The sequence below is a fragment of the Bradyrhizobium sp. T-12 genome (assembly GCF_058314695.1).
Genome location: NZ_CM177756.1, coordinates 1,989,600 through 2,003,833 on the forward strand (window position 1 = coordinate 1,989,600; position 14,234 = coordinate 2,003,833).

Consider the following 14,234-nt stretch of genomic DNA (forward strand, 5'->3'; position numbering starts at 1 on the left):
TTGCACCAGACAACAAAAAACCCGCCACCGGCGGGTTTGTCCATGCTCCCGCCGAAGGCAGAGGCTCAAAGATTGCCCCTCCTCAAGCAGGAGTCATCAGCCCACTACGGTCCAAGATTGCGGGTCAAGGCCGCCGGGCGGTTGTCGGGGGACTCCATCCCCATCTGTGCGGCCAACCTAGCATGGAAATCGCTTGGAACAAGTGGCGGGCGCGTCTCGGCCGGCGCCGTCATTCGGGATTCGGCTCTTCGAGTCGCCCCGGAATGACAGTGCTTATGATCGCGCCTGTTCCGGCAGCGCAAGCGCAACATGGCGGCAGCATTGCGCAAAGCGCGCGTCCTTCTAACCCGCAGATTCCTAACTTGAATGTGAAGCGCAAGCGATCTTCGCGCTTTGCGGCAAGGCGATTGCATGTCACCATCGCATCATACGACGGGAGAGGCTGCGATGCGCTTGCTGTTCTCGATCGGGGCTGTGCTGGCGGCCGGCATGTTTGCCGGAGGAGACGTCGCGGGCATCGCGGCGCCAGGACCTAAATTCGAGCCGCCCAAAAGTCAGCCACAGAGGTCGGCGGCCGACAGAGACGCGCAGACGGTTGACGTCGAGCTGGTCCTCGCTGTCGACGTGTCCTACTCCATGGACATGGACGAGCTCGCGATCCAGCGCGAGGGCTATGCTCAGGCGATCCAGTCGAAGGAGTTCCTCCAGGCCCTGAAGCTCGGCCCGAATGGACGGATCGCGGTGACCTATTTCGAGTGGGCCGCGTCCAGCGACCAGAAGATCATCATCCCCTGGCGGCTGGTCGATGGTCCTGAAACGGCGGATGCGGTCGCCGCCGAGATCATGAAGACGCCGATCCGGCGCGCCTCGCGCACCTCGATCTCGGGCGCGATCACCTTCGCGATGCCGCTGTTCGAAGAGGATCCCTATCGGGGCCTGCGCCGTGTGATCGACATTTCCGGCGACGGCCCAAACAACAATGGCGGCCCGGTCACGGTGGCGCGCGATGCCGCGCTCGAGAAGGGCATCGTCATCAACGGCCTGCCGATCATGGTCAAGGAGCCGTCCTATTCGACCATGGATATCGACAATCTCGATTTCTACTACGAGGACTGCGTCATCGGCGGCCCTGGCTCCTTCGTCATCACGATCAAGGACCGCGACAAATTCAAGGAAGCGATCCGCACCAAGCTGCTGATGGAGGTCGCCGGCCGCACGCCTGAGCGTCCGGTGATGCGGGTCGCCGACAAGGAGCCGCGCGTCAACTGCCTGATCGGCGAAAAGATCTGGTCGGACCGCTGGGGGCGCTGAAGGGCCGGCTGAGACCTTTTGCCCGCCCGGCCCATGCCCGAGCTTAACGGCTCGTTAACCGGTGCAGGGCCCTAATCAGCCGGTTTCTGTTCGTTTCCAGTCGGCATCCTGACATTGCCGAAGCGAATGAAAGCGGGTTTATCCGGCCCGTCTCCGAGCAATCCAATGGCCATCGTCTCATCGAGCACCAACCAGATTTCGCCCGCCAACGAGCGGCTGTATCACCAGAGCGCTCTGGTCGGCGACTGGAAGGGCAATTGGGTCGGCAACAACCAGCCCGTCGGCTTCAAGGTCGTGAACATCCGCGGCGCCCGGGCGCAGGTCGAGTACACCCATAACGGCCACACTGAGCGCGGCTTTGCCGAGGTCCAGGGCACGCTCATCACCTTCGGCGGGGTCACGGTCGGCACCAAGGACGGCAAGAACATGGTGATGCTGTTCTCCTTCGGAGGCGCCGGCAAGCAGACCGCCAATCTCGAGAAGCAGGCCCCACCGGCTTCCGACAGCCGTCTGATGGGAAGCTGGGGCGGCTATTCCAGCGCCAACGGCAAGAGCGCGAGCTTCAAGGTGCTGGCCGTCAACGGCAAGGAAGCGCAGGTCAGCGTTACCACCGACGGCGTCACTCGCCAGGGCACCGGCTACGTCTACAAGAACGTCATCATGTTCGGGCAGACGCAGATCGCGACAGACGACGGGCAGAACGGCAAGGTGATCTACCAGGTCGGCACGAAATCCTTCATGGTGCCGGTGACGAAATATCCGCCGGCCGATTCATCGTCCTCCGTGGACAGGACCGCCTGAGCGCGCCGTCTTTCGTCGGTCTCTCCATCACCGGTTCGGCGCCCGCTTCTCCACGAACGCTCTCAAACGCTCCTGCGCCTCGTCGGTCGTTGCGACATTGCAGAAATCATCCACGGCGCTCGCGATGCTGCGCCGATAGTCGAGATCGACCTGGCGCATGAAGGCGGCGCGGCCCATCCGCAGCACCGCGGCCGATTTAGCGGAAAATTGCGCCGCAAGCCTCAGCACCTCCGTCTCGAGTTCGGCATCATCCACCACGCGGTTCAGCACGCCGAGCTCGCGCGCTTCCATGGCGCTGAAGACCCGGCCGGTGAACAGCAGCTCGAAGGCACGATGACGTCCGACGATGCGCGGCAGATGCGCATAATGGATCGCGGGAATGACGCCGACGTCGATCTCGGGATAGCCGAACGTCGCGCTCTCCGCCGCGAGCACCACGTCGCACGACACCGCCATGGTCATGCCGCCGCCGCGCGCCGCGCCACCGACCGCGGCGATCGACGGCTTTCCCAGCCTGTACTGCGCATCGTAGAGGTCGATATAGAGCGCCTGGAGGAATTCGCGGATCTCGGCGCCGGACTTGCCGAGCAGGATGTCGAGATCGAGGCCCGCCGAAAAACGTTTTGCAATCGCACTCGCCAGCACGACGACGCGCGCGCCGTCATCGTCCGCCGCGCGGCGGAAGGCTGCGACGACGCTGCGGATCATCTCGAGGCTCAGCGCGTTGACGGGCGGGCGGCGTAGCGTGATGCGAGCGACGTCGCCGAGACGTTGGTACGCGACGGGATTGTCAGATGTCACCGCTTTCTCCATGCCTTCATTGGGACAGCACCTTCAACTCGCGGTCGATGTTGCGCAAGACGTCACAAGCGGGTGCAAGGGCGCCATCGCCGATCAGCCGCCAGACGTCGTCGGTCCGTTCCGCCAGATGCGGGATCGTCAGCGGCAACAGGGCGGCTTCGTGCAGCGCGCCCTTTTCGTTGATGAGATAGCGTTGGTTGAGCGCGAACAGCACCTGCGCGATGCAGGCGAGCGATCTGTAGAGAGAGCCCGCGACGTGGGTCCGGTCGCCGCGCGCAACGGCGAGCTCGGCGTTCTCGATGCCGAATGAGATTTCCCACTGGAAGCGCTGGATCAGGACGTCGCGCAGCGGTCGTGGATAGGGCAGGGCGATCGATTTCAGCCGCGCGATCAGGTCCTCCGGATCGTGCAGGGGCTGGCAATAGGCGATCTCGCCCATCCAGATGGCCGAGCAGAAGCCGTGCGGATGGCCGGGCTGATAATCCATGGTGACGAGGCCGGCATGGCAGGACTTCATCACGGCTTCGACCGTATCGGCATTGCGATAGAGCAGATCGACCTTGCGGCCTTCCACAGACAGCCAGGCGCCGCCGACGATCCATGGTCCCCATTCGCCGACCGGCGTCACGGTCGTGGCGGCGGGATCGTCGGCGATCTCCTTCGCAGCCGCCAGCAGCCGCTCGGTGTCGAGCGGGCTCGCGGCGGCGAAATAGAGCCCGACATCATGGTCGGAAGTGGGATGCGCGCTGCCTCGCGCGCGCGAGCCGCCGAGCACGATGGCCGCGACGCCGGGGACGTCGCGGAACGCGGATATCAGGCGCGAGAGCAACGGATCGGGGGGCATGAGGTTCAGTTGTCGGGACGGCTCACGGCCGCGACATTGGTGCGGCCGCGGCGCTGGCATTGGCGATATCAAGGCAGTATAATCTGCAAAAGTCTTGACGGTAGCTTCAATGTCCAGCCTTGCCCCTTCATCCGTTGTCGTAGCCTTGCTCGCTGTGCTTTGCCCGATCGCGGCCCCGGTTCAGGCCCAGGTCGCGCCGCTGAGATATTGGGTGCCCGGCGGGCCTTTCGGTCTCAGTGGCGGCGCCAACCAGAGTTCCGATAGATATGGCAATTTCACCAGCCTCAATGCTGGCGATGCGGATTCGCGTAGCGGCGCGGCGAACGGCTTCTTCGTCGGCAGCCAGCGCGGCAATCTCAATTGGAGCGCGCTCGGTCAGACCGGACTCAGTCAGGCCGGATTTGCCGGAAATTTCAACGCGCTCTCTTATGACAGTACGCAGTTCGGCTACAGCACCAAGACCGCGGGCGGCTTGCCCGTGACGTTCTTCGCTGGTTTCGACACTTTGAAATATGGCAATGGCATCGGCAGCTCGATTGCGCCGCTAACCTCGGGCGCGGCACCCGGCTACAGCGCGTTTGCGGGCGTGGAATTCAAGCCGACCTCCAATCTCAGCCTGTCGTTCGGTGCCGGTTTCATCCAGCAGGACTCGGGCCGCATGGACAGCGATATCCGATCGAACATGCTGCCCGGCGAGTCGCCGGCGCTGAGCGGGCTGCGGCGTTAGGATCGCATCACCAGCTCCGGCGGACGCCGCGGCGATTTCGGCAGGTCCGGACCGGCTCCGAAGCGCATCACGATATCGCATCGCCGTTCGCCCAGTCCAAGCGAGGCCGCAAATTGCGACCTCAGCGCCGCCACCTCGACCGGCTGGTTGACGAAGGCATATTTCAGTCCCAGCGCGGTTGCCAGCAAGCCGAAGCGCTGGCAGGCGCGCCCGACCGCGATCCAGTGCGATTTGTCGCTGCGATCTGCAGCGAGCGCGACGACACCCGCCGAGCTGGCAAGCTGTTCGCGGTACTTCTTGTTTTCCCCGCTTTCGGTGAAGAAGAGTTTCAGAAGTGGCCGCCCTAGCCATGACGGCAGGGAGGGATTTCCCGAGGCAGGCGCGAACAACCCGTCCATGGTCGCGAGCGCTTCCGCCTCGTTGAAGCGAATCCAGCTCACGAGCTCGCGCATGAAGGCCTTGTCGCGCATTTGCGCCGAATTGCCTTCGAGCACGTAGTCGGCGACCCCGGCGAGCGCGGCGCGCTCGGTCATCAGGATGGCTGTGACGTCAGGTTGACGACAGGCATCCTCGAGCCGACGCAAGGTCTCGGGCGCGACGGGCCTGCCGTCGAACGCCGCGCGGGTGCATTGCCTGATCGGAATCGCGGCCGCCAACGCAGATGGGGCGGGCGGCGCTTGCTCGAGCGCGATCACGATCCGGTCGCCGTCGATGACTGGGTCGGCGCGCCAGCCCAGCGTGGACGCCGCGAGGATGAGGTTTTCGGCGGCGCAGCCGAGACTGACGAACAGGTGATGATCGTCCGGATCGACGGCCGGGCAGCGGCGCGAAAAATCCGGCGCGATCGCGATGTCGTTGCCGCGTGCGGCGAAGATCCACGGTTGGGTGTTGTGGCTGTTGGCCGCGAGAGTGGCAAAGCGCACGAGTTCGCGATCCCGCGGCACGGCCCGCAGCGGAGCCCGAGATGCCGTCACCGCCGCGTCATAGGTCATCGCCGCCCCTGCGGCGGGAAGACCGCTGATCGCAGTCGCGGACAACCCGAGCGCGGTTGCGATGAACTGTCGCCGGTCAACCACAAGCGTCCGCTCCCTGCCGTTGCGCAGGATGCGTCTAGCAGTGGCGGGCTCCGGAACGATTGACCGGAATCAAGATCGGACACCGAATTCCGCGCAATCCGGGTTTGCGCATCACGACAAGCCCGCCACCAGCGGCCGCTGCAGATGCCGGGCCATGAGCTCGGCCGCCTCGGTGTAGCGCCGCGTCTCCAGAACGTCGAGCAGGCGCAAATGCTCGCGCACGTGCCGCCGCATGCCCTCGCGGTCGGCGAAGCTGCGATAGGCGAACAGGCGTCTGATCGAGTTCACGCGCTTCAGCGCTTCGAGAAAGAAGGGGTTGCCGGCTCCACGGATAATCTCTTCGTGGAATTCGCAGCCCGACTGAAAGATCTCGCCGATCGTCATCTTCTCGATCTCGCCTTCAAACACGCGTTGCTGGCGTTCGCGCAGGCGCACGATCACCTCCTGCGGTAGCGAAAAGCCGGGCTGCGCGATGGCCGCCGGCTCGATCACCGCGCGAAATGCCTTGGCCTGCGCTTGCGCTTCGGGACTGGAGACCGTCTCCGCAAAACGCCAGCCATAGCCCGGCAGGCGTGCGATCCAGCCCTCGGCGGCGATCCGGTCCAGCAGCCGCTGCAACTCGGCGCGCGTGACGTCATAGCGGCGCATCAGCTCCGCCTCGGTGACGTCGACCGGCAGCCGTGTCGCGAGCACGTCGCCCGCGACGGTCGCATACACCTGCTCGTTGCGCCTGACCGCCGCGAGCGCGGGCTGGGCTGCGCCGCTGGTCGGATTCTTCGCCAGCACGAAGCCGCGATGCGGCTCGCCGCGCGCCAATCCCGCCGCTTCCAGCGCCTTGAGGCCGAGCCGGATCGGCGCGCGTGAAAGGTCCAGCGCATCCGCAAGCCTTTGCTCGATCAGGCGGTCGCCGGCCTTCATGCCCTCGCGCCGGGCGAGCGCCATGATCAGCCCGGCGAGGTGCTCGGCGCGTTCGGAACCATTCTTGTCGCTGCGCGGTCGGGAACTATCGGATGCGCTCATTGCAGTGCATGCAAGTTTTAGGGCTTGACAGACTGTCCCACAGATTGTTCTTTTCTGCAACAATATACAATCGACCCAGGGAGAGAGCCCGATGGTGCGCGCGCCCGATGTCTACATTTGCGAGGTTGCTCCGCGCGACGGTCTGCAGAACCTGGACATCTTCGTTCCGACCGAAGCCAAATGCGCACTGATCGACACGATCGCCGCTGCCGGCGTCCGCGAGATCGATGCCGGATCGTTCGTGCCGCCAAAGGTCGTGCCGCAATTCGCCGACGTCGATGCGGTGATGGCGCATGCGCTGACCCACAAGTCCGCGACCATCGGCGCGCTGGTGCCGAATCCGAAGGGCGCCGGGCGCGCTATCGCGGCAGGCGTTGACGCCGTCTATTTCGTCATCTCCGCGAGCGAGACGCACAACCAGGCCAATGTCCGCCGCTCGGTCGACGAGCAGATCGAAGCATTTCGCGCGGTCCGCGCCGCGATCGACGACCGGCCTGTGGGCCAGCGGCCGCAATTGATGGGCGCGATCTCCACCTCCTTCGGCTGCTCGCTGGAGGGTGAGGTGAGTGAAGCGGCCGTGTGCCAGGTGGCGCGTGCCTTTGCCGAGGCCCGCGCCGACGAGATCGGGCTTGCCGACACCGTCGGTTATGCGACGCCCAAATCGATCGGGCAGATCGTCTCGGCGGTGCGGCGCGAGGTCGGATCGCAAATGACCCTGCGGCTGCATCTGCACGACACGCTCGGTGCCGGCCTCGCCAATGCCGTCGCGGGCCTCGAAGCCGGCATCCGCCGGTTCGATGCCGCGGTGTCCGGCCTCGGGGGCTGTCCCTTTGCTCCGGGAGCGCGCGGCAACATCGTCACCGAGGACCTCGTGTTCATGCTGGAACGCATGGGCCTCTCCACCGGCATCGACCTCGATCGCCTGATGCAGACGCGCGAAATTCTCGCCCGCCATATTCCGGCAGCACATTTGACGGGGCATCTGCACGAGGCCGGAATCCCGAAGGTCCTGCGGAGCGCGGCATGAGCATGGCTGCGCGTGAGACGGCATCGGAGCTCCGCCCGCTCGCCGGCCTTCGGGTCGTCGAGTTCAGCCAGATGGTGATGGGGCCGAGCTGCGGCTTGATCCTCGCCGATCTCGGCGCCGACGTGATCAAGGTCGAGCCGCCCAAGGGCGACCGCACCCGGTTTTTCAAGGGACCCGCCGCCGGCTTCTTCGCCACCTACAGCCGCAACAAGCGCAGCATCGCGCTCGACACGTCGACGGCGGAAGGCCAGGGCGTCGCGCGCAGGCTCATCGAGAACAGCGACGTCCTGATCGAGAATTTCCGGCCGGGCCTATTGAAGCGGATCGGCCTCGACTACGAGAGCGTCGCGGCCTTCGCGCCACGTCTGATCTATTGCTCGCTCAAGGGCTATTTGCCCGGACCTTACGAGAACCGCCTCGCGCTCGACGAGGTCGTGCAAATGATGGGGGGCCTTGCTTACATGACCGGCCTGCCCGACCGTCCGATGCGCGCCGGCGCCTCGGTCAACGATGTCATGGGCGGCATGTTCGGTGTGATCGCGATCCAGGCTGCGCTCGCCGAGCGGCAGCGGACCGGCCGGGGCCGCTACATCCAGAGCGCGCTGTACGAGAACAACGTGTTCCTGATGGCGCAGGCCATGATGTGCGAGGTGGTCAGCGGCCAGCCGTCCATTCCATATTCGATCAAGGACAGTCCGTGGCCGGTCTACGATCTTTTCGACACCAAGGACGGCTCGAAGCTGTTCGTCACCATCGTCGGCGAAGAGCAATGGGAGGCGTTCTGTCGGGCCTTCGATCGCGAAGCCTGGCTCGTTGATCCGCGCTTTGCGACGAGCAACGATCGCGTCGATCATCGCAGCTGGCTGATCCCCGAGATCGCGAAGATCTTCAAGCAATGGGACAAGGCCGATCTCGCAGCGCGTCTTGAACAACTCGATCTGCCCTACGCCCCGGTGAACAAACCCGGCGACCTCTTCGATGATCCGCATCTCAACCGGTCGGGCGGCCTGACCGAGATTCGGCTGCCCGGCGGCGGCGAGGCCAAGACGCCGCTGCTGCCGATTTCCATGGACGGAAGGCGCCTGCCCAATCGCTACGATCCACCTGGGATCGGCGAGCACAGCGGCGAGATCCTGAACGAGATCGGGATGTCGCCGAATGAGATCGAAGCGCTCCGACAGGCCGGGACGATCAAGGTCGCGCCGTCCTGATCGATCGGTGCCATCGAACAAGAGCAAAGGGAGGAGGAGCACATGAGCATTACCAGACGCCAGGCGTTGATCGCCGGCTCCGCATGGGCCGGCGCATCTCTGCTGCCGGGACAATCGCGCGCCGAGGCCAAGCAGGTCTCGCTCGCCTTCGGACCGGTCTCGCCGGTGTATGCCATCGGCATGATCGCGGAGCTGAAGGGGTACTTCAAAGACGAAGGACTCGATTCCAAGCTCATTACCGGCAACGCCGGCACATTCGGGCGTCAGACGCTGGCGGCAGGGCAGGCGTCGTTCGCCCATGGCGATGCCAGCCACCCGCTCCAGCTCGGTGCGCGCGGCAAGCCGTGCAAGATCCTTCTCGCGACCGAGATGGTGTGCTCCTACGCCAGCATCATGGTCCGGCAGGACCTCTACGAGAGCGGCATCACTACGGTCGAGAAGCTCGCCGACTTCAAGCGCCCCGATGGCGCCAAGCCGATCGTTGCCGCCACCGCGATCGGGTCCGGCACCTGGGTATTCGGCACTTATGTGTTCGAAGCGCGCGGGCTTGGCAGCAAGGTGAACTGGGTCGCGGGCGGCGGGCCCAACACGATGTTCCCTTCGCTCCAGACCAAGCAGTTCGACGCCATCATGGCGCCGCCGAGCTGGATCGTCGAGGTCGAGAAGAAGGGCTTTGGCAAGACGATCTACGACACCTCCAAACCCGGCGTGTTCGAGAGGGATTTCGGCGGGACGCTACCGGTGCTCGTGATCTACACGCTGCAGGACACGGTCGAGCAGGACAAGGCGATGGTGCAGGCCTATGTCAACGCGATCTATCGCGCGATGGCCTTCGTGAAGGCGACGCCGCTCGCGGAGGTGCAGGCGCTCGTTGCGCCGAAATATTTCTCAGGGATAGATCCCGATGCGATCAGCGCCGAGCTCGGCTTCGACAAGTCGACCTGGGCCTATGACGGTGTCATCGACAAGGCTGCGTTCGAACGCGGCGCCAAGCCCTGGTACCGCAAGGGCACGGATATCCCCGAGACCAGGTACGAGGATGTCGTCGACATGAGCTTCCTCCAGACAGCCAGGGCGAAATACAAATGATCGCCGCGTCAGGCCAGGGTCTTGCGCTCGCGCGCAACGAGGATCATGCAGCGGCGGCGCGCATCCGCATAGCGGTGCAGGGGCTCACCAAGCGCTTCAACGCGTCGGGGCGAGAGTTCGTAGCGGTGGACGACGTCTCCTTCGAGGTCAAGCAGGGTGAGTTCGTCGCGCTGCTCGGGCCGTCCGGCTGCGGCAAGAGCACCATTCTCAACATGGTCGCGGGGCTGCTGCCGCGCTCCGGCGGACGTATCCTGATCGACGAGGACTCGGTCGAGACCGGCAAAGTCAGCTCCGGGGTCGGGTACGTCTTCCAGCGCGATACGCTGTTTCCCTGGCGTACCGTCGAGCAGAATATCGGCTATGGGCTGGAGATCGCCGGATTGCCGAAGGTCGAGCGTGCGGGGCGCGTCGCTTCGGCCGTCGAGAAGGCCGGGCTGACGGGCTTTGCGCAGAGCTTTCCCCGCATGCTGTCCGGCGGCATGCGCCAGCGCGTCGCCTTGATGCGCACGCTGATCCTCGAGCCCGAGATCCTGCTGATGGACGAGCCGTTCGGCGCGCTCGACACCCACACCAAGCTGGAGATGCACAAGACGCTACTGGAGATCTGGGAACGCGAACGGCAGACCGTGTTGTTCGTGACTCACGATCTCGGCGAGGCCTTGACCTTGGCGAGCCGCATCATCCTGCTCTCGGCGCGGCCCGGACGCCTCAAGGAAGATTTCGACGTCGCCATTCCGCGTCCGCGCGATCCCGTTGCCATACGCGAGACCGCCGAATTCGGCCGCCTCTATTCCCACATCTGGCATTCGCTCGGCGAAGAGTTCCGCCGTACCAGGGCCGACTGACCATGTCCAACAGCCGCATCGTCATCCTGTTCTGGCAACTGGCCATTCTCGCAGCAATTCTCGTCGTCTGGCAGTGGGGCTTCGAATGGAGCAAGGCGCTGCTGCCGAAAGCCTTTGTGCCAAAAATCCTCGATCCTTATTTCGTCGCCAAGCCGTCGCTGATCTGGCAAAGTTTTTTGCGGCTCGGCTGCTTTGCTGACGCCGGCGGTTTTGCCGCCTGCGTCAAGAGCAATGACAACAATCTGTGGCTTGCCACGCTCGTCACCTTGAAGAACACCTGGTGGGGCTTCCTGTTCGGCTCGGCGAGCGGCATCGCGGCTGGCCTCGTTCTCGGCCGTTCGGAGTTCCTGGCGCGCGTGTTCGGGCCCTACATCGTGGCGCTCAACTCGATCCCGCGCATCGCGCTGGTGCCGCTCGTGATCCTGATCTTCGGCCTCGGCGACCTCTCCAAGATCGCGACCGCCTGGCTCGTCGTGTTCTTCGTGGTGTTCTTCAACACCTTCGAGGGAACGCGTGCGGTCGACCGCGATCAGATCGCCGCCGCCCGCCTGCTCGGCGCCAGCGAATTCACGGTGCTGCGGACCGTCGTGATCCCGTCGGCGCTCGCCTGGGTGTTCGCTTCTCTGCTGCCGGCGGTGTCCTTTGCGCTGATCGGCGTCATCGTCGGCGAGTTCATCGGCGCCGAGCGCGGCCTCGGCAAGCTCATCATCGAAGCCGAGGCGCGGGCCAATGCCAGTGAGATGATGGTCGCCATCTTCGTGATGATGTTCGTCGGCATCCTGCTCGCGGTCGCGGTGCGCTCGTTGCAGTCCTACCTCTTGCGATGGCAGCCGCAATTCGAGCCGTCGGCGTAGCCATCAACGGCTGAATCGCGCCACCAGCTCCACATGCGGCGTGTGCCGGAACTGGTCGACCGGCACCACCGCCTCCAGCCGATAGCCGCCGTCGATCAGCAGACGCGCGTCGCGGGCAAAGGTCGCGACGTTGCAGGACACCGCGATCACGACCGGTACTTTGCTCGCAGCGAGCTTTAGCGCCTGCGCCTGCGCGCCCTGGCGCGGCGGATCGAACACCACGGCGTCGAAGTCGCGCAGCTCCGGCGGCACCAGAGGGCGGCGGAACAGGTCGCGCGGTTCGGCCTTGATCGGCTTCAGGCCGGGTGTGCGCGCGGCCTTCGCCAGCGCCGCGACCGCCCCGGCGTCGTTGTCATAGGCGGTGACTCGCGCCTTCTCGGCGAGCCGTAGCGCGAACGGGCCGACACCGCAAAAGAGGTCGAGAACCTCCTTGGCCTTGCCGATGCGCTCGATGACGAGCGCGGCCAGCGTCTCTTCGCCTGCGACGGTTGCCTGCAGGAACGAGCCCGGCGGCAGCGTCACCTCGGCGCGGCCCATCTTCACCGTCGGCGGCAGGCGTTGCAGCACCAGCTCGCCATGCCGCGTCAGCCGCGCCAGGCGGTGCTGCTCGGCGACGCGCGACAGCGCGGTGACGAGCGGCGTCGGCAGCGGCCCGGAGCCGCGCACGTCGACATCGAGGCCGTTAAGAGTGGCGGTCACCTGGATGTCGAGCGGCTTGGTCACCGGCATCCTGGACGTCAGCGGCTCGGCGAGCGCCCAGGCGGCATCGAGCGCGCCTTCGAGCGCAGGATCGAGGATCGGGCAGCGGTGGATCGGGATGACGTCGTGCGAGCTCGTCGCGGAGAAGCCGACCTTGAGGATGTCGTGCGTGCCGAAGCGGCCATGCAGCGTGACACGGCGGCGGCCGGCGCCATGGGCACCCACCAGCGGCGCCACCTGGCAATCGATGGCGGCCTGCGCCAGCGTCTCGACCACGATGCCGCGCTTCCAGGAATGATAGGGCGCTGCCGCCCAGTGCTGGATCGCGCAGCCGCCGCAGACGCCGAAATGCGGGCAGAACGGCTCGATGCGCTCGGGGCTTGCGATATCGACCGCGAGCAGCTTGCGGCGATCGGGATGGTGGCCGACGACGTGATCGACCTCGACGGTCTCGCCTTGCAGCGTATAGGGCACATAGACCGCATCGCCCGTCGTGAGGCAGACGCCGTCGCCGCGATGGCCGACGTGATCGATGGTCAGGCGCTCAACCACGGCGCGCGCCCAGGAAGAATTCGACATTGCCGTCGCCGCCCGCGATCGGGGAGGGAAACACCTCGATATCGGTGCAGCCGAGCGACGCGGCGAAGGCGGCGATATCGTCGCAGATTTCCCGGTGCACGGCGGCGTCGCGGACGATGCCCTTCTTGTTGTGCTTCCTGTCCGCCTCGAACTGCGGCTTGATCAGCGCCAGCAGGCTCATCGGAGCGGCGGCGAGGGAGAGCGCCACCGGCAGCACCGTCTTGAGCGAGATGAAGCTGACGTCGATGACGACGACATCGGGCCGCGCCGGCAGCCTCTTGCCGTCATAGAGGCGGATGTCGGTCTCCTCCATCGACACGATCTTGGAATGACCGCGCAGCGAGGGATGCAGTTGGCTGGTGCCGACGTCGATGGCGAACACCAGGCTCGCGCCGTTCGCCAGCAGCACCTCCGTGAAGCCGCCGGTGGACGCTCCGACATCGAGGCAGACATGGTCCTCGATCTCGATCGGATAGCGCTCCAGCGCGCCGGCGAGCTTGACGCCGCCGCGGGAAACGTAGGGGTGCGCGGGCTCGGCCTGGATGACGGCGTCCTCGGCAATCGTCTCCGACGGTTTTGAAACCGGCTTGGCGTCGGCCGTGACGCGACCGGCCTCGATTGCCGCGCGCGCCCGCGCCCGGCTTTCGAACAGGCCGCGCTCGACCAAAAGAACATCCGCGCGCTTGCGGGCAGGGGACAATCGACTCTCCAGATAGGGCTGGCGCTTATGTAGCGATCAATCGCGCGGCCGCCATCCGGACGCAAGCCTCGAACGCGGCCAGATCGTGCCAGACGTCGGTGGGCATGGTGGCCGGCGTCACCAGCGGGCAGCCGTGCAGCTCCAGCGCGTGGATCATCATGAGGTTGTCGACGAGGCCGAAATCCTCGACGGTCAGGCCCTGCGCGTCGACCAGCCGCCCGTCCTCGGACGTGACGTCCATGAAGCGGCCGAGGCGGTCGGCATAGGTGGCGCCGTCGTTGGAATAGGCGAGGCAGAACTTGCTGCGCCCGGCCATATAGCCGAGTTCGTAGACGGTGCCGGGATCGGCACCGGCGCCACGGAACGGGGTGAGGTTGGCGATGATGGCATCGGCCTCGTCCATCATCGCCTCGTTGCCGCAGAAGATCTGCCGCGAAGCGTCGGACGCGGAAAGGTCGATGGCGTTGTCGAGGGGATAGAGGCCGGTCAGGCCATGCGCCGCGCAGATCTCGACCTTGCGCCGGCCGATTTCCATGGCATCCGGCAGGAACACGTCGGGACCTGCCAGATAGATTTTCATGGCGTTAGTACCGGAAAATTTGGGTCGAGGTGCAAGCCATAGCGTGCGGATTGCTGCCTGCCCCGCGTGC

General features: G+C 65.4%; 15 protein-coding genes and 1 riboswitch. Of the genes, 8 read left to right on the plus strand and 7 right to left on the minus strand.

Going from position 1 to position 14,234, the window contains the following annotated elements:
* Nucleotides 1-80: 80 nt before the first annotated feature.
* Nucleotides 81-171: riboswitch (Fluoride riboswitch) on the minus strand.
* A 276-nt stretch (nucleotides 172-447) separates the two neighbouring features.
* A complete protein-coding gene (locus AC0WRY_RS09535; RefSeq protein WP_491122978.1) occupies nucleotides 448-1,311 on the plus strand; it encodes a DUF1194 domain-containing protein in 864 nt (287 codons plus the stop codon).
* Nucleotides 1,312-1,476: 165 nt separating this feature from the next.
* On the plus strand, nucleotides 1,477-2,112 hold the full coding sequence (locus AC0WRY_RS09540) for a hypothetical protein (RefSeq protein ID WP_194406760.1): 636 nt from the start codon (nucleotides 1,477-1,479) through the stop codon (nucleotides 2,110-2,112).
* Nucleotides 2,113-2,139: 27 nt separating this feature from the next.
* On the opposite strand, the gene AC0WRY_RS09545 is transcribed toward AC0WRY_RS09540, so the two are convergent.
* The gene (locus tag AC0WRY_RS09545) at nucleotides 2,140-2,913 is read right to left on the minus strand and encodes an enoyl-CoA hydratase/isomerase family protein (RefSeq protein ID WP_246776448.1); all 774 of its coding nucleotides are present in this window, start codon (nucleotides 2,911-2,913) and stop codon (nucleotides 2,140-2,142) included.
* 16 nt (nucleotides 2,914-2,929) lie between these two features.
* On the minus strand, nucleotides 2,930-3,757 hold the full coding sequence (locus AC0WRY_RS09550) for a nucleotidyltransferase domain-containing protein (RefSeq protein ID WP_194406762.1): 828 nt from the start codon (nucleotides 3,755-3,757) through the stop codon (nucleotides 2,930-2,932).
* A 109-nt stretch (nucleotides 3,758-3,866) separates the two neighbouring features.
* Between AC0WRY_RS09550 and AC0WRY_RS09555 the strand changes: the two genes are divergently transcribed.
* A complete protein-coding gene (locus AC0WRY_RS09555) occupies nucleotides 3,867-4,484 on the plus strand; it encodes a hypothetical protein (protein WP_491122979.1) in 618 nt (205 codons plus the stop codon).
* Here the strand turns inward: AC0WRY_RS09555 and AC0WRY_RS09560 are convergent.
* Both AC0WRY_RS09560 and AC0WRY_RS09565 read right to left on the minus strand, forming a co-directional pair.
* The gene (locus tag AC0WRY_RS09560; protein ID WP_194406764.1) at nucleotides 4,481-5,560 is read right to left on the minus strand and encodes an Acg family FMN-binding oxidoreductase; all 1,080 of its coding nucleotides are present in this window, start codon (nucleotides 5,558-5,560) and stop codon (nucleotides 4,481-4,483) included. The genes AC0WRY_RS09555 and AC0WRY_RS09560 overlap by 4 nt on opposite strands.
* Nucleotides 5,561-5,671: 111 nt before the next feature.
* Nucleotides 5,672-6,580 carry a GntR family transcriptional regulator gene (locus tag AC0WRY_RS09565; protein ID WP_246776449.1) on the minus strand — a complete coding sequence of 303 codons (909 nt, stop codon included), beginning with the start codon at nucleotides 6,578-6,580 and terminating at the stop codon, nucleotides 5,672-5,674.
* Nucleotides 6,581-6,671: 91 nt separating this feature from the next.
* On the opposite strand from AC0WRY_RS09565, the gene AC0WRY_RS09570 reads away from it, so the two are divergent.
* Genes AC0WRY_RS09570 through AC0WRY_RS09590 form a run of 5 tightly spaced genes read left to right on the plus strand, consistent with a single transcriptional unit; the run spans nucleotide 6,672 to nucleotide 11,606 of the window.
* A complete protein-coding gene (locus AC0WRY_RS09570; RefSeq protein WP_194406765.1) occupies nucleotides 6,672-7,607 on the plus strand; it encodes a hydroxymethylglutaryl-CoA lyase in 936 nt (311 codons plus the stop codon).
* Nucleotides 7,604-8,818 (plus strand): CaiB/BaiF CoA transferase family protein, encoded by a 1,215-nt coding sequence (locus AC0WRY_RS09575; protein ID WP_194406766.1) that lies wholly within the window; start codon nucleotides 7,604-7,606, stop codon nucleotides 8,816-8,818. The genes AC0WRY_RS09570 and AC0WRY_RS09575 overlap by 4 nt, the downstream gene beginning before the upstream one ends.
* Nucleotides 8,819-8,860: 42 nt before the next feature.
* Nucleotides 8,861-9,907: an ABC transporter substrate-binding protein gene (locus AC0WRY_RS09580; protein WP_194406767.1), complete on the plus strand. Its 1,047-nt coding sequence runs from the start codon at nucleotides 8,861-8,863 to the stop codon at nucleotides 9,905-9,907.
* Nucleotides 9,904-10,752 carry an ABC transporter ATP-binding protein gene (locus AC0WRY_RS09585; protein ID WP_194406768.1) on the plus strand — a complete coding sequence of 283 codons (849 nt, stop codon included), beginning with the start codon at nucleotides 9,904-9,906 and terminating at the stop codon, nucleotides 10,750-10,752. Before AC0WRY_RS09580 ends, AC0WRY_RS09585 begins: the two co-directional genes overlap by 4 nt.
* 2 nt (nucleotides 10,753-10,754) lie before the next feature.
* Nucleotides 10,755-11,606: an ABC transporter permease gene (locus AC0WRY_RS09590; protein WP_194406769.1), complete on the plus strand. Its 852-nt coding sequence runs from the start codon at nucleotides 10,755-10,757 to the stop codon at nucleotides 11,604-11,606.
* A 3-nt stretch (nucleotides 11,607-11,609) separates the two neighbouring features.
* Here AC0WRY_RS09590 and AC0WRY_RS09595 read toward each other — a convergent pair whose 3' ends face one another.
* The 3 genes from AC0WRY_RS09595 to AC0WRY_RS09605 are packed head-to-tail and all read right to left on the minus strand — an operon-like array spanning nucleotide 11,610 to nucleotide 14,164.
* Complete coding sequence (locus tag AC0WRY_RS09595; RefSeq protein ID WP_194408212.1) at nucleotides 11,610-12,857, minus strand: class I SAM-dependent RNA methyltransferase; 1,248 nt, start codon at nucleotides 12,855-12,857, stop codon at nucleotides 11,610-11,612.
* Nucleotides 12,850-13,584 (minus strand): TlyA family RNA methyltransferase, encoded by a 735-nt coding sequence (locus tag AC0WRY_RS09600; RefSeq protein WP_194406770.1) that lies wholly within the window; start codon nucleotides 13,582-13,584, stop codon nucleotides 12,850-12,852. The genes AC0WRY_RS09595 and AC0WRY_RS09600 overlap by 8 nt, the downstream gene beginning before the upstream one ends.
* A 25-nt stretch (nucleotides 13,585-13,609) precedes the next feature.
* Nucleotides 13,610-14,164 carry a nucleoside 2-deoxyribosyltransferase gene (locus AC0WRY_RS09605; RefSeq protein ID WP_194406771.1) on the minus strand — a complete coding sequence of 185 codons (555 nt, stop codon included), beginning with the start codon at nucleotides 14,162-14,164 and terminating at the stop codon, nucleotides 13,610-13,612.
* Between the last annotated feature and the right edge of the window lie 70 nt (nucleotides 14,165-14,234).